This window comes from Pirellulaceae bacterium, assembly GCA_029243025.1.
Classification (GTDB): domain Bacteria; phylum Planctomycetota; class Planctomycetia; order Pirellulales; family Pirellulaceae.
The window spans coordinates 35,887-55,591 of sequence record JAQWSU010000046.1; the positions used below are offsets into that span (position 1 = coordinate 35,887).

12 protein-coding genes and 1 riboswitch are annotated in these 19,705 nt (G+C 52.7%); of the genes, 4 read left to right on the forward strand and 8 right to left on the reverse strand.

Annotation, left to right across the window (positions count from 1 at the left end):
- Positions 1-305 precede the first annotated feature (305 nt).
- A riboswitch (cobalamin riboswitch) is annotated at positions 306-509 on the reverse strand.
- 209 nt (positions 510-718) lie between these two features.
- On the reverse strand, positions 719-1,912 hold the full coding sequence (locus P8N76_23205) for a LamG domain-containing protein (protein MDG2384596.1): 1,194 nt from the start codon (positions 1,910-1,912) through the stop codon (positions 719-721).
- A gap of 245 nt (positions 1,913-2,157) precedes the next feature.
- Here P8N76_23205 and P8N76_23210 point away from each other — a divergent pair, with 245 nt between their 5' ends.
- Both P8N76_23210 and P8N76_23215 read left to right on the forward strand, forming a co-directional pair.
- On the forward strand, positions 2,158-4,014 hold the full coding sequence (locus P8N76_23210) for a VCBS repeat-containing protein (protein MDG2384597.1): 1,857 nt from the start codon (positions 2,158-2,160) through the stop codon (positions 4,012-4,014).
- A 21-nt stretch (positions 4,015-4,035) separates the two neighbouring features.
- Entirely contained in the window at positions 4,036-6,036 is a 2,001-nt protein-coding gene (locus tag P8N76_23215) for an ASPIC/UnbV domain-containing protein (protein MDG2384598.1), read from the forward strand.
- A 130-nt stretch (positions 6,037-6,166) separates the two neighbouring features.
- Here P8N76_23215 and nrfD read toward each other — a convergent pair whose 3' ends face one another.
- Genes nrfD through fdnG form a run of 3 tightly spaced genes read right to left on the reverse strand, consistent with a single transcriptional unit; the run spans position 6,167 to position 11,226 of the window.
- Positions 6,167-7,102 carry a polysulfide reductase NrfD gene (gene nrfD / locus P8N76_23220; GenBank protein MDG2384599.1) on the reverse strand — a complete coding sequence of 312 codons (936 nt, stop codon included), beginning with the start codon at positions 7,100-7,102 and terminating at the stop codon, positions 6,167-6,169.
- Between the two features lies 1 nt (position 7,103).
- Entirely contained in the window at positions 7,104-8,054 is a 951-nt protein-coding gene (locus tag P8N76_23225) for a 4Fe-4S dicluster domain-containing protein (protein MDG2384600.1), read from the reverse strand.
- Complete coding sequence (fdnG, locus tag P8N76_23230; GenBank protein ID MDG2384601.1) at positions 8,044-11,226, reverse strand: formate dehydrogenase-N subunit alpha; 3,183 nt, start codon at positions 11,224-11,226, stop codon at positions 8,044-8,046. The genes P8N76_23225 and fdnG overlap by 11 nt, the downstream gene beginning before the upstream one ends.
- A 330-nt stretch (positions 11,227-11,556) precedes the next feature.
- Here fdnG and P8N76_23235 point away from each other — a divergent pair, with 330 nt between their 5' ends.
- The gene (locus P8N76_23235) at positions 11,557-12,417 is read left to right on the forward strand and encodes a DUF4159 domain-containing protein (GenBank protein MDG2384602.1); all 861 of its coding nucleotides are present in this window, start codon (positions 11,557-11,559) and stop codon (positions 12,415-12,417) included.
- Positions 12,418-12,452: 35 nt separating this feature from the next.
- Here the strand turns inward: P8N76_23235 and P8N76_23240 are convergent, their stop codons facing one another.
- The 4 genes from P8N76_23240 to P8N76_23255 all read right to left on the reverse strand — a co-directional run bounded on the left by P8N76_23240 (position 12,453) and on the right by P8N76_23255 (position 18,452).
- Positions 12,453-14,150 (reverse strand): thiamine pyrophosphate-binding protein, encoded by a 1,698-nt coding sequence (locus P8N76_23240; GenBank protein MDG2384603.1) that lies wholly within the window; start codon positions 14,148-14,150, stop codon positions 12,453-12,455.
- Between the two features lie 336 nt (positions 14,151-14,486).
- On the reverse strand, positions 14,487-15,389 hold the full coding sequence (locus P8N76_23245) for a hypothetical protein (GenBank protein ID MDG2384604.1): 903 nt from the start codon (positions 15,387-15,389) through the stop codon (positions 14,487-14,489).
- 13 nt (positions 15,390-15,402) lie between these two features.
- On the reverse strand, positions 15,403-16,842 hold the full coding sequence (locus P8N76_23250; GenBank protein MDG2384605.1) for a DUF1501 domain-containing protein: 1,440 nt from the start codon (positions 16,840-16,842) through the stop codon (positions 15,403-15,405).
- Between the two features lie 500 nt (positions 16,843-17,342).
- Positions 17,343-18,452, reverse strand: a complete 1,110-nt coding sequence (locus P8N76_23255) for a cytochrome c peroxidase (protein ID MDG2384606.1) — start codon at positions 18,450-18,452, stop codon at positions 17,343-17,345.
- Positions 18,453-18,647: 195 nt separating this feature from the next.
- Between P8N76_23255 and P8N76_23260 the strand changes: the two genes are divergently transcribed.
- Positions 18,648-19,705: prolyl oligopeptidase family serine peptidase (locus tag P8N76_23260; protein ID MDG2384607.1), on the forward strand; the 1,058-nt coding region annotated here is incomplete at its 3' end.

Below are 19,705 nucleotides of genomic sequence, written 5' to 3' on the forward strand. Positions count from 1 at the left end.
GATTTCATCAAGACTGCGACAACAACTTACGCATAAATCAGAACGGTGATCAATTCGACAAACTCCGTTACACGGGGAAATTACCGCATCCATCACGGTGCTCCATTTTTCGCTACGTTGATCGGCAACAAAATACGCGTCTTCCTGCCGACAAAACAAAACGACGAATTAACTTTGATCAGTACGACACCAGTGGGACCGGTAAAAACAGATCCGGGCGTGTCGAAATTCGCATGACCACAAAATAACCAAAGCGAACATGCAATCTGAGCAAGCGACTCGAAGTTTCGTCCGTTCGCGGCGAACGACAACTCAACTGTCTGGGTAGGTCTTCTGACTTCTGCACGGGAAACCCGCCTTCTCGCTAAGGCAATCGCCTTTTGCAATGGCCAAGAAAGGGTTTCCGCCGTTAGCAGTCACAGCGGCCGGACCGTTCCGGAATTTCACCGGTATTCCCTGTTCGCCCAGTTGCCGCAGGCAACTGGGCCACCCAAACACGCTTGGAATCCAGCTATGTTAAGTTCGCGCAAGCCGTTGTCAACATGAGACCGACTTATTTCCCTCGGCGGTGCTCAAATGCCCCGCATTTCGAGACCGCAACGAAAAAAACATCTTCGACTTTGAGCCGCTGGGCAACCCAAGCCAGCGTTACAGCAGTCTGAGCCACCACGTAGAGTTCGCCCGTCGGTCAACGACCGACTTTTTCTGAACGACGCTTCTAGCGTCGCCGGAACACCAACCCCCCCCAAGCCCCCAGCATCAACCAAGCGGTCGTTGGTTCGGGAACCACAGCGGGCGAGGCAAGCGGCCCCTTCTCGTAGCCACCATCGCTAAAAGCGGCCACCAGATCACCACTATCGAATCTCATATTGCCATCAAAATCACCATCCGCCCAACTCGCATCTTTGGGCCTGTCGTATTTCGCGGAGCTGAACATCTGCACAAGGTCCGAGCTATTGAACTCACCTTCCAAATTTGCATCGCCCACCCATGTCTTCGCATAATCCTTCACCCAAATCATCCGGTCAGCACGGTTAACGAGCCCATCGTTATTTTCATCGAAAACTCCCAGGTCCGGTGCTGCGTCAGCCATCGCAACGGACTGCAGGTCGATGTCAGCAACATCCACCATGCCATCCCCGTTGTAGTCTCCGGAAACGTTATCAAGATAAGCATTAAAGTCACCCGACATGATCGCGAGCACTTCATCCGAGGTCAGGGCGTGATTGAAGATGGCCACATCATCCAACATTCCATCCATATTGGTTGTGCCATCAAGTCGACTGCCAATAAACAATGGCATGTCTTCGTCAATCAGAAATACAGTTTCGCGATCGATAAAGGCGTCGCCATTTTCCTCTCCGTCGAGATAATGCACGACTTCTCCATCTTCGTCCATCGTGATGGTGATATGCGTCCAAACTTCTGCCTCGGGTGGGTCAAGGGCTTGAGAAGCCTGCAGCCCCCCGTCACCTTCACCAACGTACAATTGGACGCGTCCATCACCTTGTTGCAACGTATAGACATCGTAGGGAGAGGGTTTGTTTTGTGCGTTCGCCCCCGTCTTGGCGACAATGCTATTCCAAGTATCAAACTGAGCGAAGTTGGCCCAAGCGGCAATCGTTAACCCGGTTTCTTCAATTGAGAGTGAATCGGAGTCCGGAACCTCAAGCCATTGTTCGGGTACACCGTTACCTTGTCCCTCAAAATTCATCGCCCCGCCCCGCTCATCATCATTCACCCAAGTGGCTTCAATGACTTCGGCATCATTACCGAACGCGCTGGAATCGGGCTGAGGATTGGCCGCCTCGTCAAAACGCCAAAGCCCAACCAGATCGGCATGAACTGGAGCACAAGTCCACATCGTGGCGATGCAAAGACCCGCACAGCTCAATAGCAACTTCAAAGTCATCGGTGTTTCTCCTTCTTTGTTTTCCGGGGTCTCCGCGTTTAGAATCCATAACGAATCCATAACGAGGTGTCGCCCCAGGGAACGCAAAATCGTGCCCCACTCCTCGCACCAGCCGATCTCAAAGAATCGGTCTGCTGCGGCTTTCAAACTTGTTGGGTCATTACAATGTGGTGATCAAGAGGTGGGCTAGTAAAATAGCAATTGGACGTGACACAATCAATAAAAAAATCACTCCGAGCGAATCCATGCGAAGATTCCTGGTTCTGATCCCGACACTCGTGCTATTGGGCTGCCAAATCCAAACGGCGGATCCAGACCGGGCCGCAAAAACGAGCGCAAAGCCAGCGGATCCAGGCGATCGCAAGCCCGCCACCGTCGAGGCTTCGCTGCCGTCGGATCAGGTCATCGTCGGGGCAACCGGTGATCAATGGAAGACGGAACAAGCCAGCGAGAAAATCGATCGTCATTTAAAAGCACTGAGTGATGTCATCCTTGGCAACGCACTCAGCGGCAACAGCGACGAACTCCTCTTTATCGACGAGGCGGTAGAATATACAGAACTCCACCCGACTGAAACCGATCTGGTTTACCAAGATGCGAGCTTGGAAATCCGACAAGCATCGGCGAATCTAAGCCAACAAATCGAGGACCAAGCCCAAGTGGGCCGAGCAGGTTTACTCGCAGAATTGAAAACGGTTGTCAAACAGCCACGTCCCAACGACACCCCGAATCTCCAAACGGCATACGGAAAATTCAAGATCACTTCGATGAGGGAAACTGATCGAGATTTCCAAGCCGAACTGTTGTGGCAGCTCAGTCTTCCAACTCGTTTCGGCAACTATCAACAGATCGCCCGCTGGCACAGTCGCTGGATCCTAAGGGATCAGAACCCTCATTTGCTCTCGCTTTCCTTGATTGAGTTTCGAGAAGTGCAGGCTCAGGAACAACGAGGGTTCGTTGATTGCACGAATGCGGTCACACGCAGTGCAAGCAACTTTGCGCAACAATTCAGTAACTCGATGAACTACTGGCTCGATCGTCTGGAATATCGTTTTGCGATCTTGCCATCAAGTTATCAGGGGATCGCCATCGCCGACGTCAACGGCGACGGGCTGGAAGACATTTTCATTCCTCAACCGGGCGGCGTCGTTGGCGGACTTCCCAATCGGCTCTTGATACAACAGGCTGATGGAACGCTGCTCGACCGTTCGACAATTTCAGGCCTGGATTGGCTGATCGAGACTCACTCCGCATTGTTTGTCGATCTTGACAATGACGGTGACCAGGACATCATCGTCGCCACAGTAATGGGCCTCGTCTTTGCGGCAAATGACGGGACAGGGCGTTTTGAGAAACGAGGTGTAAAGCTGACGCCAGAAGCGCCTCCAATGTCGCTCACTGCGGCTGACTTTGACCATGACAGCGATCTCGACATCTACGTCTGCTGCTATTCGCCTCGCACGTCATCAAGCTTGATGGGTCGACCGATCCCTTATCACGATGCAAACAACGGGGGTCGCAATCTTTTACTGCGAAATGATCGCGATTGGCGATTCCGCGATGTCACTCAGTTGGTTGGCCTGGACACCAACAACCGACGATTTAGTTTCGCAGCAGCATGGGAAGACTACGACAACGACAACGACATGGACCTGTATGTAGCCAACGACTACGGCCGCAACAATTTGTTTCGAAATGAAGGTGGCAAGTTCACGGATGTTGCAGCGGAGTTGGGGGTCGAAGACATCTCGGCAGGAATGAGCGCCACATGGGGAGACTATAACCGTGACGGCTGGATGGACCTTTACATTAGCAACATGTGGTCCTCAGCCGGAAAACGAATTGCTTACCAACGACAGTTCCAACCCAAGGCCAGCGGAGACACACGCTCCTATCTACGCCGACACGCGCGAGGAAATTCGCTCTTTGCCAATCAACTGGGCAGCGGCCAATCAACCTTCCAGGACACTAGCTTGACGTCGGGTGTCACGATGGGGCGTTGGGCCTGGGCATCTCGCTTTGTCGACCTGAACAACAGCGGTTACCTCGACTTGGTGGTTGCCAACGGATTCATCACCCAAGAAGACACCAATGACTTGTGAAGTTATTTCTGGCGACAGGTCGTGTCGCAATCACCGCTCACCAACGAAATTGACGAGAATGAACAGCCCCACGATCCCTATCTCGAAAATTGGAACAAACTCGCAACTCTGATTCGAGGTGGACGAAGCTTGAGCGGTCGGGAACGAAATTGTTGTTTCTTAAACCACGGAGCAATCCCACCGAACGAACAACAATTCTCCGATGTTTCCGCAGCAGTCGGGCTCGATCTAATCGATGACGGTCGTGGCTTGGCTGTCGTTGACTGGGACCACGATGGCGATCTCGATTTATGGCTGGCCAATCGCACAGGCCCCCGCATAAGATTCATGCGCAATCAGCTGGCTGAAAACACGAACTTCATCTCACTCCAACTGCAGGGCACCACCGCCAATCGCGACGCAATCGGTGCCCGCGTCGAGTTACTTAGCCACGGTGACGATGCAAGACAGATCGAGACCGTGAGAGCCGGCGAGGGTTTCCTGAGTCAGTCGAGCAAGCGGGTCCACTTCGGCTTGGGAGAAAACGAATCGCCACGCACCGTGCGTGTACGTTGGCCGGGCAGCTCGAAAATCCAGGAGTTCCCCGAACTGAAAGCGAATCGCCGATATCGTCTCGTGCAAGGGGCCGAACAGCCCTACCTTTTCCCGAAACGGAATCCAATCACGCTTGAACCCGGCGAATTGACAGCTCCCCCGACAAACGACGCCACGCGTGTCGTACTCTCACAGCGCCGAAATCTCCCCAAGCTGAATCTGATTTCTTTTACAGGAGAGCAACAGCCGTTGTCGTCGATCGGCAGCCAACCCACGTTGATCAATCTTTGGGCCAGTTGGTGTCAACCGTGCATTGAAGAGTTGCAGCAACTGGCAAAGCAAGCTCAGGAGTATAAGGCACAGGGGCTTGAAATCGTGGCGATCAGCGTCGATGAAGACGTCGCGGCTGCAACCCAAGTATACGAACGGTTGGAATTGCCGTTCACGGGCGGAATGGCCCCGAACTCGACAGTCGAACAGCTAACTCAAATCGACCGCGAAATTTTCTACCGTTTTCAAAATCTTCCACTTCCCTGCAGTTTCCTGGTCGATCAAAGTGGCAAAGTCGCGGTGGTTTACAAGGGGCCCGTCAGCGGAGACCAACTACAAAGCGACATCGATTCTTTGCAGGGTTCGCTCACCCAAATGGTGCAGACAGGGCAACCGTTTCCCGGACAATCGATTGCAGCTTGGTTTTCACCCGATCCGGTCAATATTGCTCGCGCTTATTGGGAGGGCGGTTATGCGGACGAAGCAATCGATGCTTTGACGGATCCAGTGCAAAAACCCACTTCAACCCAGGAAAAACTCCGGGCCCTTCAACTGTTGGCCACCATCGCCAAGAGTAAAAACATGCCTGCCTTGCATCAATCTTCCCTGCAGCAACTTGTCCGTCTCCAACCCAACGGATTTGCGGCCAGAATTCAACTTGCCCTTAGCTACCACCGAGAAGGCCGCGCGAAAGAGCTTTCTGCACAGATCGATCATCTCGAAAGGTCTGCAGCCGATCATGCCCAATTATTGCGAATGCTTGGACCGTTCTACATCAGCCTAGGGCAGCCCGAGCAAGGACTCAAACGTCTCAAACAAGCCCAAAGACTTTCACCGAATGACGCCGAAATACAGATGAGTGTGGCGTTGGCCTATCAGATCTCGGCAGAAATCAACCTTGCCATCAAGCAGTACGAAGAAATATTGCAAAATCATCCCCATCGACTGGATGCAGCCAACAATTTGGCGTGGCTATTAGCCACGGATCCAAGCACGGCTGCAAGACGATCTGAAGCTGTAGCGCTTGCTAAGGAGACATGCCGTCAAACCCAAGATCGCCACCCCGCCTTTCTCGATACACTGGCGATGGCACTCGCTAACTCCGGAGACCAAGCTGCCGCGGTTGATGTTCTTCGTCGAGCGATTCCTGTGGCGCAAGGACGTGGCGAGATCGATCTTGCCAGAAAAATGAGAGATCGGCTGACCTCTTACCAATAGCCGTCACGGGCCCCGTCTTACGGATTCCCTGCAGCTCGCATGGGCCCAGGATTATTTCCTAGCGACCTCTCCGTTTTGATAGCGATCTGATTCATCGTCGGCTTTCCGTCTTCCGTGATCCGTTGTTTCATCAGGCCAAACGGCCCGTTGATCGATCACTGTCCTGGATGGGATCAACAGCCGCACCTGCTTGACGATGGGCCGCCGCTTCCGGTAGTTGGATCAACTGGTAGCGTGAAATGAGTGCGGCGAAAATGATCAAACAAGCGGCAGCAAGCAACGTCGATCGCCCTACCATTGCGATCAACACCAGGGGCATGAAGTACCCGCCGACGAAAGTTGCAAGTCCAATTAACCAATGCTTCGATCTCAAATCGAAACTGCCAAACGAATCGCGCAAACCGACAAGTAACAGACCAATCGTGACCCCATTCAACAATAACAGGCCAACGAGCGTCGGACGAAGAATTTCAATGGCACGATCCTGCTTCATCCAGATCGCCAGTACGACGAACAAGGCACTGCCGAGTAAAAATGCAGAACTTGTTAAATAACTACCGAGCCAGCGAGCGTCTTTCCACCCTGGCTGTGAACTGGTACTAAAGAGTACACCCTTGTAGATCGCGGTACCCAAGGCAGGCAAGATCCCAGTGATCAACACCAGAGCTTCAAACCAGCCGGGTTGAATCCCTAACAAGGCTAACAGCGCTGCAATCGCAAGAGGCAGGGAGTAGGCAGTCAGGCACCAAGTTCCCAAAGACATCGGCGAACTTGGCTTAAACACTCGTAACATGTGATGAAAACGCCACGGGTCCCCCAGATCGAGCACCAGCAACACCAGATCAACAATCAGCAAAAGAAAAGCCAGTGGAAACGCAACGCGTGTCACATTCGAAAACGGTTCCGGGGCAATCAGCTGTGATAATGCTGCAACGAGAAAGAGTCCGGCAGTCAGATTGTTGAACCAGACGTCAAACACGACGAGCCCATGCCAACTCGGCGCCTTCGTAGGGGGCTTCGTCAGGTAATCGCTCGCAGGAGATGGCAGACCGGATTTACGTCGCATTTCACCTTCCCAACACAAGGGTTGCCCAGAGAAAAGCAACGCAAACGACGGCGGTAAAAACGGCGCGAAGATAATCACCCTTCATTTGCAGCCAGGGATTGACCGGAGAGTCAGGAAGCCCATAGACAGCGGGCTCGTCAACCAACAAATAGAACGAGTTCAATTCGGAATAGCCTTCCGTCGCCTGATCGCCATACAAGTAAGCGGCAGTAACCCCGTGTTGATGTAAAGTTTCGACTCGTTCGCGTGCTCGTTGCCGCAGATCTTCGATCAATCCAAAATGAATTGATTCGGTAGGACATGCTTTTGCGCAAGCGGGTTCTAACTGGTCTCGCTGGCGATCATAACAAAGCGTGCATTTATGCGCATGCCCATCGAAGGTCGCGCGACCGATCACTCCAAATGGACAAGCAGCCACACAGTAAGAACAGCCGTTACAAATATCCTGTTGTACGTAAATATTCTCAAACTCATTTTGAATCAGCGATCCTGTCGGGCATGCCTGTTGGCAAGGGGCCGTGACACAATGCTTACACACATCGCTCATCATCAGCCATCGGCCAGGACGATCTTGATCGGTGGACAACAAATCGAGTGGATTAACAGATGAGTCGCCCCTCGCGGGCGTATCCACTGCAGGTTCAATCAATTGCTCGATAAATTTGACATGTCGCCAAGAGGTGGCTGATAAGTCAGCCGTATTATCATGGCTGTTCCCCGTCCAATGGAATCCGTCGGCAGGCAATTGGTTCCACTGTTTGCAGGCAACCTCACACGCCTTGCATCCGATGCACACCGACGTATCGGTAAAGAATCCGGTGGCAGGCTGTGGCTCAGGCGCTCGTCCTCGCCTAAACGGCTTCAGCGCATAATCGATTATCATCGCCAAGCGACTGGGTGAGTGCTCAGCACCTGAGGCCAGCTCAGACAGGCTTTTCTCTCTACTGACCACGTTTAAATTTTCCCTCGGGTTGAGCATGCGGAGGCGTATCGGGAACCGGCTCTTCCGTAGGCCAGCTCGCGATGGATTTGGTGGGATTCGGCGAACGGTGTTGCTCAGATCGACCAGCGCGCACTTGGCAGGTAAATGCCTTACTTTCGTGAATGCTAATATTGGGTTCGCCGAGCAAAGAGGTGAGTTGATTGGCCGTATCCCCCACCGTTTCTCCCGCGAAAGCCCAATGAAACGGAATGCCGATTTGATGCACAACTCGACCATTAATGGTGAGTGGTCGCAATCGCCGCGTCACCATCGCGCGAGCCTGAATTCGTCCACGTGCTGATTGAACAGTCAGCCAACTACCAGGATCAATTCCCTTTTCCGCCGCCAACTCATGACTTAATTCAACAAACATTTCAGGCTGCAACTCATTCAGCCAACTATTAAAGCGACTCATCGGTCCGCTCAGGAAATGTTCCGTAAGTCGAAAGGTGGTCGCGACAATCGGATACTCATCGGTTGGCGATGAGGCCAGGGGATTTAACGGTCCCGGAAACATCTCGACGACAGGGCTGCTCCTTTGATCGGGATAAAGCAGATTTTCAACCGGAGCCTCAATGGGTTCATAATGCACCGGCAGCGGGCCATCTTTCAGCCCAGTCGGCGCGAACAACCAACCCAATCCATCACTCTTCATGATGAACGGATTGTGACCACCGATCGCCGCCATCCCGGTAGATCCGTTGGGGGGACGATAATCGGGAGACTTGTCGATCTCAAAATCCGGCACATCTTTGCCAACCCATTTTTGCGTGGCTTCGTCCCACCAAATCAACTTTTTCCGTTCTGACCAGGGTTTCCCAGCGGGGTCAGCTGACGCTCGGTTGTAGAGAACCCGACGATTGGCGGGCCAGGCAAATCCCCAACTCGATTCAACGGAATCATGCTTGCGTAATCGTTCGCGCGATCGATTTCGACCAGGGCTCGGAAATACGCCACTGTAGATCCAACATCCGCAGGCACTTGAACCATCATCTTTGAGTTCGGAAAAGCCTGCTAACAACCGAGGCTCGCCTGTCTGCGGATCGATTTCAGTAAGCGATCGACCGTTGATCTCCTGTAGAACTCGTTCTAGATCAGGTTCGCCATCGATTTGGCTGAGCGATCCATCCGGTAGTCGCGGTGGCTGTCGAAAATCGTACTCCCAGGTAAGGTTGAGCAACGGCTGGTCCTTGGGATCCGTCGAGCCGGCATAAAGCCGCTTTAACTGTTTTCCCAACTCGTAAATGAACCAGGCATCCGATCGACTCTCGCCTGCCGGATCTCGCGCCTTATCGTGCCATTGAATCAAACGTTGTGTGTTGGTCAGACTGCCTTCTTTTTCAGGAGCCGCAGCGACAGGAATGAAAAACACCTCGGTCTTAATGTCCTCGGCAGGAGGTCCCTGGGGATCATCTTTCCAGAACACCGAGCTTTCCGTCTCGAACCAATCTAAGACAACAAGCCAATCTAGATTACGCAATCCTTCCTGATGCAACATCGCATTCGGACCACCCCCTGCCGGATTCTGACCGAACAAGAAATAGCCTTCCAGCTCACCTCGCGACATCCGATCGAAAGAGGCAAGTTGCGAGTAGTTCGCATCAAGTCGAGGCAACCAGGAAAAACCATAATCGTTTTCTGGAGTCGCTGCATCTCCGTACCAAGCCTTCAGTAGACTGACAATAAACTTGCGAAAATTGGACCAATAACCGGTCGATTGTGCAGCACTATCGACATACGCATCGAGCGTCTCATGGTGTGACTCTGCGATTGGCTGCGGCAAATAACCTGGCAGCAAATCGTAAAGTGTCGCCAAGTCGGTCGACCCTTGAATGGTCGAGTGACCACGCATGGCCATAATCCCGCCGCCAGGCCGCCCGATGTTGCCCAACAACAACTGCAAAATCCCGGCTGCTCGAATCAGTTGGACTCCCGTGCTGTGCTGGGTCCAGCCCAGCGCATAGACAATCGCACTGGTGCGTTCGCGTCCCGAGTTGCGGCAGAGCGTTTCTGCAACCCGAATTAACTGCTCAGGAGTACAACCGCAGATTTCCGCTGCCATCTCCGGCGTGTAGCGAGCAAAATGTCGCTTCAAGATCTGAAATACACAATTGGGATGCTCAAGCGTAGGATCCCGCAAAGGCTCTCCGTCGTCAGATCGGGAGTAGTGCCAGCCCCCCTTCTTTGCGTCGTAACCTCGCGAAGTCTCGTCGGACTGAAACCCACTGAACAGCCCATCCAAATCCTCGGTCCCTTGAAACCGTTCATCGATCATTGATGAAGCGTTCGTGTAGTTCAACACATATTCTTTGAACCATTGTTCGCTTTCGATGACGTAATTGATCAAGCCCCCAAGAAAGGCGATATCGGTACCGGCTCGAATGTCCACAAACACATCACACAGGGCAGAAGTGCGCGTATAACGAGGATCAACGTGCATCAATGTCGCACCATTCTCTTTTGCTTTCATCGGCCAGCGAAAGCCAACAGGATGTGCCTCTGCCATATTCGAGCCCATGAACAGGACACTATCGCTGTGCGCCAGGTCTTGCTGATAGGTCGTCGCCGCACCACGCCCAAACGAAGTGCCCAGACCGGGCACGGATGAGCTATGTCATATTCGCGCCTGGTTTTCGATCCCCACGATTCCCAGCCCGCCAGTAAACAACTTTTTGAGCAGGTAATTCTCCTCGTTGTCAATCGTTGCACCACCCAGACTACCGACTCGCCGTACTGAATTCAGTCGCCGCCCCGTCTGATCGCAAGCGGTAAAGTCTTTGTCTCGGGAGGTTTTGACTCGCAAGGCAATCTGCTTTATCGCCCAATCCATCGTCTTCTGCTCCCAACGGTCCGAGTAAGGCGCACGATAAAGTACGTGTGTAACCCGATGGGGATTGACCGCGAGTTGAAACGCATTCGCTCCCTTCGGACAAAGTGTTCCTTCGCTGATTGGATTGTCAGGGTCACCCTCAATATCGATGATCTGACCTGCCTTCGTATAAACAAGCTGACCACAACCAACCGCACAATACGGGCAAATCGTTTCCGAGACGGCCGCCCCACGCAACCGGGAATACTTGGTCGCGGTCTGCGGACTGTAAGGTTGACGAGAAGAATCAGATCGGTTCGTTCGACGGAACATTGCCAGGCTTTCTGAGTCGCGGTACATGCATCGTTGAATCGAATTCGATCCAGTTGAATTTCATCGTAAACTTTTCCGCTCTGCATGTCTGCAGCACCTGCGGCAAGACAGCGAACAGTCACCTTCCCGGCAGAAAGCTTATCGAGGAACCAATCATCCATTTGAATTCCCCATCGATCGCCAGCAAGGTCGCAACAAGACCAAGCATTGTGGCACCAACGAATCCGCAGCAGAACTCAGCAGAAACAGTCCATCGGCAAGCGTTCAAGCGGAACATAAAACGGTAAGTGCTCACTCCACTTAATCCTCGGGATGGGTAGAATAGTGAACATGAAAAACTTGTCACATCTGACGCAACCGGCCTTCGTCCTGCTACTCACGACCGCGATCGTCCTCGCCGACGCAACACTCCGGCAGGCCGATGAAACACCTCGTGCGCCGAAAAATCCCGCTGACCTGATGAAACAGGATCGGTTCACATTCGTACGTGTGGAGTACGACAGCAGCGGCGGCTTTGGGGAGTCTTGGTATCGCTATGAGGGTCGCGACTGGGAACGGTGGGAAACCGATTTCCCCCGAGCCGAACGTAACCTACTTTTTCGACTCACCGAATTAACGTCGCTGTCGATTAATCCAGAACCTATCTCACTGCGACTGACCGACTCCCGAATCTTCGACTATCCCTTCCTATTCATGAGTGACGTCGGATGGCAAGTCTTGTCACGGCAAGAGAAAGGCCAACTACATCGCTATCTTAAACGAGGAGGTTTTCTGTGGGTCGATGATTTCTGGGGGGCCGCCGAGTGGAAAAACTTCTACGAAAACACATCCGATTTGGCAGCGGATTGGCATTGGAAAGAAATCCCCCCGGAACACGCTTTGATGTCAATTGTCTATCCGCTGGAGAAATGCCCACAAATCCCCGCTCGCATTTTCTACGCACAACGAAAATTGAGTTACGACCCGCCAGAGATTCACCGACGGCCCAATGGAGGAGTACCCGACCTGAGCCAAGTTCATTTCATGGGTTTGTTCGATGGCGAAGGACAGTTGATGGCAGTTGCTACCCACAACACGGATATTGCGGATGGCTGGGAACGTGAAGGAGAGTCCCAAGAATTCTTCAACAAATTTTCCATTCAGTCCTATGCCATGGCAATCAACATCATTGTGTATGCTCAAACTCACTGAAACGCGTACCGATTGAGCAGCTCAATCAGTCCCCGCTAACCGTCCAACGAAATAAATCGCGCTGGCCGCCCGTTGTTTCTTGCCACATGAGCACCCCATTCGAGCAAGGTACGACTGCAATCATCTCGTTCAATCGTCAATTCAATCAAGCTCAATCCATCGTGTGCAACGGCCTTCGTGATCGCCTCATCCAACTCACCTTCGGTCTCAACGCGGCAACTCCATCCGCGTCCGTCCTCGGCATTGAAAACATCCACTAAACCGGCGTAGTCCCAATTCTTGATGTAGTTATAGGGACCATCGTGAATCTCGACCTCAATGGTATAGCCACGATTATTGATCAAAAAGATAATCGGATTCACACCGCAACGAATCATCGTTGAGACTTCCTGTGCGGTCATCTGGAAAGAACCGTCACCGATCATGGCAAGCACACGACGTTGAGGACTCCCTAGCGCGTAGCCAAGCGTCGCTCCCACGGACCAACCGATGGAACCATATTGCATTTGAATTGCAAATTCACAATCTTCGGGCAACTTCAACGCCATTCCGTTGAACCAGGAGTCGCCCGTTTCTGCGACTAAGGCTGACTTTTCATCGATCAGGTTTTGGATTCGCGAGAACAGTTGGCCAGTCGTCAATGGAACATCAGCTCCCTCAGGAGAAGGCCACTTCTGTTCAGTACGAAAACGATTGTATGCGGTCAACGACGTTTTGTTTTGCTTGACCTGCGGCGTGAGCGCTTTGAGGAAATCATTCAAAAATACATTGCTAAAGTTTTTTCCGCCTAAGCGGACGCTATCTGCCTTTGCTTCGATAAGTTTTTTGCTGTCGACCAAGATGGTATGACCAACCGTCGTGTAGTCACTGAACGTTCCCCCGGCAAACAAATAACAATCAGCAGAATCAACCACCTCACTGCAGCCGGGCGAGCTGACGGCGCCCCAATAGGTACCCATTGAACTAGGATGCTGTTCAGAGAAAAGTCCCTTGGCATTCGGCATCGCTGCGACCGCGTAGCCAGCTGCATCCGCCAACTCAGTAAACGCCTGCTGAGCTTTATAAGGACCAATTTTCACGCCGGCCACCAAAACGGGCTTCGTCGCACCATTCAACATCTCTGCGGCTGCCTCCACTGCCGCGGCAAGTGAATCGGGGTCACTCTGAGGCGGCTGACCAAAAGTGCGAGCTTGAGGGGCAGAGGTCGGAGCATTGGCGATGTTACAAGCAACTTCGATGTAAACCGGCTTGCGAAGCGTCAGTGCTTTGTCGATCACTTCGTCAATTTGACTCGGAGCATCCGCCGGATGCTGAATCACCACTGCGTCGGCAGTCACCTTTGAAAAAATTTCTCGCTGATAACCGTAATCCACCTTACCGATGGTGTGATGCAACAATTCATACTCGGATTCGGAATTGGTATTCGGTCCACCGGAAATCGCAATCACGGGTAAATCTTCCGCGTATGCCCCAGCGACCGCATTCAGTGCGCTCAAACCGCCAACACTGAAAGTGACCACAACTGCCGATGCACCGCCGGTAGCACGCGCGTATCCATCAGCAGCATAACCTGCGTTCAATTCGTTACAGCAACCCACCATTTGCAGATCGGGGTTTGCGATCAATTCATCAAGCAACACCAGGTTGTAATCGCCAGGCACGGCAAAGTAGTGCTTCAATCCAATCTGTTGCAATCGAGCCGCGAGATACCGGCCAACGGTCCAATTTTCCATATCTGATTCTCTCCTCATCAAGATTCTCTATTCAGCGACAGGGGGCAAAAACCGCTTCGGCACGGGGTGCGTCGAGTCTCCCGATGTTTTGTTACGCACATGTTACACCAGCCAATGCTCTCCCCCAAGATGCTCACGAATCAATCGATCGGTCGATGCAAACAAATCGATTCGGCGGGTACGATGATTAGCCTCTTTTTCCACCAAAAAACCGCTTACAGGTGTGAGAAACTGAGCTCCATCAACGACCGGAGAGAAAAGGTCGTGTCGACCCTGATCATTGCAGCCAATTACGAAGCAGCAACAGAACAACCACCCAACCTGCTTCTAACCCACTCACCATTCCAGCCGGTAACGTAGAACCTTCGCTCCTCGACCGATATCCTCGGGCAAAAGATACAACGTATCTTGATACCAAGCGAGCCCTTCGTTCGTAACGGGCCGACTCACGTCACTTCGATCCGCAAAATAATGATTGGTATGGATCACGCCTTGAGCCAAATCAATCAACTGCAGATTGGCTTTCCCCCTTTGCCGTGATTTATCGATACCACCAGCAATGATCCATGCACGATCGGACAAGCGAGCAAACTTCCAATCTTGAATGGCAAAGCGAGAAACGGGGCTTTTCGCAAACATCTGTCGAAAGCCCATCCGTTTGATCAACTGCCCATCTTTCGACCAAAGATAAACCTGCTTCGTATCCCAATTCGCCCCTAACAGGCGGCCATCACCAGCACCAGCCCGACAAACGGCACCAATATGATCGTCGACTTCAAAACAAGTCTCCGCTTTTAAGTCGGACAACGGACGTCTCGAATCCAAATTGTATCCACAGATCAAGGATGGACCTGCCGGCCGACTGGTGGATAAGGGGATCCAATACATTCCCTGCTCATCACGGTCAAATCCCCCCGGATGATCAAGACGTTTGCCGTTGACTTCACGAGGTGCCAAATCGACGTATTCAAATCGCGCGGAAGCATCACGGCGGTCTAACCTCAACAAAAAAGCGCGTTTGGGCTTGGCTTCGCATCGCCCGGTAATCAGATAGTGATCATCAGAAACAACGAGACCTTGACAATGAATTTTGACCGATTGCCCGTTGATTTCAAACGGGGGAAGAACATCGGCCCCCATGTAGTGGAAGCGAGCCGGACTGGCCGTCGCGCCGTCGACCCAAACACCGCTGGCAAGCAGCAACAAACTACAGATTGTGGTTTGAAAAGAACGGCACATTCTGTCCCTGCGTCTAGATCAATTCTCGGATTGGTTGACCATTTTCTTGAACCGCGTAGCGAGGACGGCCGCTGAAATCCGCGTAAGTCGTATTCAAGGGGACACCAAAGTGATGAAAGATCGTCGCGGACAAATCACCGGGAGTCACCGGTCGCTCACGTATGTGGCCGCCGTCAAACTCAGTGCTGCCAATCACTTGCCCATGCCGCAATCCCCCACCCGCCATACACATCGACATAACGTCTGGCCAGTGGTTACGACCGTCCGTACTCCCTTGCGTTCCCAAATAGGGTGTCCGTCCAAATTCACCCATGGCGATAACTAAAACATCGTCCAACAGTGCTCGTTCTTCGAGGTCGCTGACGAGCGTTGTGATCAGATGGTCGAACAGCGGCAAAAGCGGCCCCAAACCGTTCTTAATACCGCCATAGGGAGGAATATTGTCACCATGCGTATCCCAAGTTCCCGACGCAGTATGGTAACTCAAATCAATCGTGACGAACGCGGTGCCAGCCTCGACAAGCCGTCGCGCTAGCAAGGCCTGCTGACACCAGAGATGCTTACCGTATCGCTCGCGACACTTGGCGGGCTCTTGATTCAGATCGAAGGCGACTTGTACGCGTTTCCCCGCGATCATTTCTACGGCTTGCTGAGTGAACACATCCATCGCGTCCATCGCACCGCTCTGGTCCACATGGCGTCTGAGGCGGTCCAGTTGAGCCAGCATCGAACGCCGTTGATTGATACGATCAAGCTTCAAAGCAGTTGTCGACTGAAACATCTGAGCGGATGTCATTCGGCCCGTATTGTTACCAACAAGATCATAGACTGGCAGGCGAGCGGCACGATCAGCGATGAACGGATCGTAAGCTTGGCCCAAGTAACCTGCTTTGGCAATGTGCGAAACGGATTTCTGAAAGGCCACATAGGGTGGTACACCAACTTGGTTGGCCCCGTGGTGCTTCGCAACGAAAGATCCGATCGCAGGATATCGATGGCCGTCTCGGTTCACGCGAGGCGCCGCCTCGCGATGGCCCGTTTGCAAGACAGCATTGGGTTCATGATTGCTCTTTTGGCAATCGACGCTTCGAATGATCGAGAAACGATCTAGCATCGCGGCCTGCTTGGGCAGATGCTCACTGATGAAAACACCAGGCAGTTTAGTGGCCGTGACGCCAAAGGGGCCACGATTTTCGTAGGGCCGATCGGGCTTCGGATCCCAGGTATCAATCTGACTGGGTCCACCCGCCATCCAAAGCAATATCACACTCTTTCCCGTGGGAGCCTGCGCACCCAACTCGCTGGCCAAGGCGCGAGCTTGCAACAGTTGTGGCAGCGTTAAGCCGGCCATCCCAGCCAACCCGGCCTTCATCATGCCGCGGCGATTCAAGAGCGTCAGTCCCTCTTGACAACGCGCATTGAGCGACGTGAACGCGTGCGAGCCTTGCTCCATAACCAACGCCTCCGCCAGTGATCGAAAAATAGTTTCTCGCGAAACTGCATGATAACGGGCAGGAATAGTCCACCGCAAGCAATGCCTTTCGTATCGGGCGTCCAACTTCACCAGTAAGCTTAGCAGGCAAGCTTCGCAGGGCGACAAAACACCCAATTCCCCTCAAAGCTTGCCAAGCCGTTTCAGCATGGTCCGTCCCCGCTTATGAGCTACTCCTCACGACTTGCTCGCCTCAAGTCAAGGCGTTCTTTCGCCAGAGTGACCTTTCGGAAGCTAACTCGGATCAGCGATCCGGATCAAAAGCGATTGCAGGGTGAGGAACCAACCAGCACACGATCAGTCAATCCAATCCTAGCTCCGGGGAGCACCAGTGCCCTAGATCCGGCCATCAGCGAGGCTTGGACAAAACCTTGCCTCCATCCCTGTTCATCCCAGGGCTGTTTCCAGACGTTTTAGCTCTTGTTTCTCACGGGATCATTCCCTGGCCCTCTCGCTTCGCATCACGGAACTCCAGAAGTCTCCTCTTTCAGCAAACCTTGCCGTCCCACCGGTAACTGCGGTGGAATGAATTCTGGCACCGTTCCCGTCAACGATTTCAGAAAGGCAACGATCAAGGGAATCTCGGAGAAACTTTGTCCGGTCAAAGCTTGCGTATCAGGCAGCAAGCCGTTCCGACGGCTCGAGGGTATTTCGCGATAATAAAAAGTAACCACATCATCGAGCGACTGGAGAGAACCATCGTGCATGTAGGGTCCCGTTTCGGCAACATTTCGCAAACTGGGAGTTCGAAAACGATATCGGTCGTCGTCATCGCCAGTGATTAAGGCTCGCCCGAGATCTCCACTCAGTCGCAAGCGATAGTATTTATTGTCACTCAGCAAAGGTCCATGATGACATTCAATGCAGCCGGCATCACCCTGAAACAACTCCAAACCTTGCTTCGCTTCCTTCGAAAGCGCTTCTTCATCCCCCATCAGAAAACGATCGTAGGCGGAAGGTCCCGTCACCAACGTTCGCTGATAGGCGGCCAGCGCCTTCGCAATTCCATCTCGATCCGGGGCGGATCCGAACGCCTTTTTAAATTGACGAACGTAACCGGGGATGCGCGCTAGTTCTTGCTCAATCTCAACTAACTCCTGATTCATTTCCCGCGGGGATTGGATCGGAATAAGTGCCTGTTGCTCGAGGCTTGCCGCACGTCCATCCCAAAACAAACTCGGGTAGAACCCTACATTCAGACAGCTTTGCGTGTTTCGTGTTAAGAGTTGATCTTGCTGCCCTCTGGCCAATGCAATGCCATCCCCGTACGCCTTTCCCGGAATGTGACAACTGGCACAGCTTATCGTGTTGTCACCCGAAAGTCGTGGATCGAAGAACAATTGTTTCCCCAGAAAAGCTTTCGCCTTTGTGGTTGGATTATCGGCTGGCGCCGTCGGCGTCGACGTTAAGGGAGCCAACAAAGGGCCGTCCTCTTTCACGTCCTCAGGAACCGTTTTCTCTGCTGCATTTCTTTGCGCAACAGCTCGGGACACAAAAACGGCACAGACGAGCTGAAACATTACCACCCACGTCAATAACTTCCGACAGTCGCATCCTTTTGGCTGGTTCATTCTCGTTACACCGTCCATTCGATCATCGTTTCATCTCGATCATATTTCGAGCCGGGCATCGCTGCAAACACAATCAGAAATCAAATTCGCATCAGATGACAAGAAAGGGAAAGGCTGTTTCCAGTACAACAATTTGCTGGCTACAATGTAGGTTCGAGGCCAATTTGCTTCCCTCCAGTGAACCGAGTTCAAAACATGCCATCGCTATTTACTCATCCACAAATCACGCTGCCGCTGATCATTGCTGCCATCCTTTCATCATCATCTTTGTCTTTTGCGAACGATGATCAACCATGGTTCGAACGAGAGACCCCATGGCACGGTTTTCGACAGCAGCATTTTCACATTGCAGATCGCCCCGCCTATGTGGTTATCCCGGAGCGTGCTGCAACGGGAAATCCTTGGGTGTGGCGAGCGCGTTTCCCGGGCTACCACGCGGAGATGGATCGAGAATTACTCGCGCGCGGTTACCATATCGGTTACGTCGACGTGGCCGAACTATTCGGCAGCCCAACAGCGGTCGAGATTGGAAATCAGTTTTACGACTTCATGACGAACGAGCGAAACCTTGCCACCAGACCCGCCCTTGAGGGTGTCAGCCGTGGCGGATTATTCGTTTACAACTGGGCCGCGGCAAACCCACAAAAAGTAGCTTGCATCTATTGTGATACTCCGGTCTGCGACATCAAAAGCTGGCCGGGCGGCCAAGGTAATGGCCTGGGTTCAAAACCCACATGGCAAAAGTGCTTGGCGGCGTATGGCATGACCGAAGAAGCAGCTCTCCAGTACAAGCAAAACCCGATTGACCACGGCACAGCCATCGCCACCGCAAACATTCCACTATTACATATCGTTTCGGAGAATGATCGAGTTGTCCCACCGCAGGAAAACAGTTACTTGCTGCAGAAACGACTGCGTCAGCAGGGACATGAGCTAGAAGTGATCTCCGTCCCAGAGGGCACTGAGAAGTCAAACGGCCATCACTTCGACCATCCCGAACCAGAGCGAGTTGTTACTTTCATCATTGAACATACGCGTTCATCTGATTCGTCAAACGTTGAACGGATGAATTTGCTCCAGAATGCAAAACGCATTCTATTTCTTGGCGACAGCATCACCTATGCCGGGGAATACATTTCATGGTTCGATGCCTGGTTAGTATCGCAAGAGCTGGCCAATCGAGCCGTGGTTATCAACGCAGGTCTTCCCAGCGAAACAGTATCCGGACTTAGCGAAGCTGGACACGCCGGTGG

What these genes read in the sequence shown, in the direction of transcription:
- P8N76_23205 (MDG2384596.1), bottom strand. Translation starts at nt 1,912, where the DNA reads ATGACTTTGAAGTTGCTATTGAGCTGTGCGGGTCTTTGCATCGCCACG.
- P8N76_23210 (MDG2384597.1), top strand. Translation starts at nt 2,158, where the DNA reads ATGCGAAGATTCCTGGTTCTGATCCCGACACTCGTGCTATTGGGCTGC.
- nrfD (MDG2384599.1), bottom strand. Translation starts at nt 7,102, where the DNA reads ATGCGACGTAAATCCGGTCTGCCATCTCCTGCGAGCGATTACCTGACG.
- P8N76_23235 (MDG2384602.1), top strand. Translation starts at nt 11,557, where the DNA reads ATGAAAAACTTGTCACATCTGACGCAACCGGCCTTCGTCCTGCTACTC.
- P8N76_23240 (MDG2384603.1), bottom strand. Translation starts at nt 14,150, where the DNA reads ATGGAAAATTGGACCGTTGGCCGGTATCTCGCGGCTCGATTGCAACAG.
- P8N76_23245 (MDG2384604.1), bottom strand. Translation starts at nt 15,389, where the DNA reads ATGTGCCGTTCTTTTCAAACCACAATCTGTAGTTTGTTGCTGCTTGCC.
- P8N76_23250 (MDG2384605.1), bottom strand. Translation starts at nt 16,842, where the DNA reads ATGGAGCAAGGCTCGCACGCGTTCACGTCGCTCAATGCGCGTTGTCAA.
- P8N76_23255 (MDG2384606.1), bottom strand. Translation starts at nt 18,452, where the DNA reads ATGAACCAGCCAAAAGGATGCGACTGTCGGAAGTTATTGACGTGGGTG.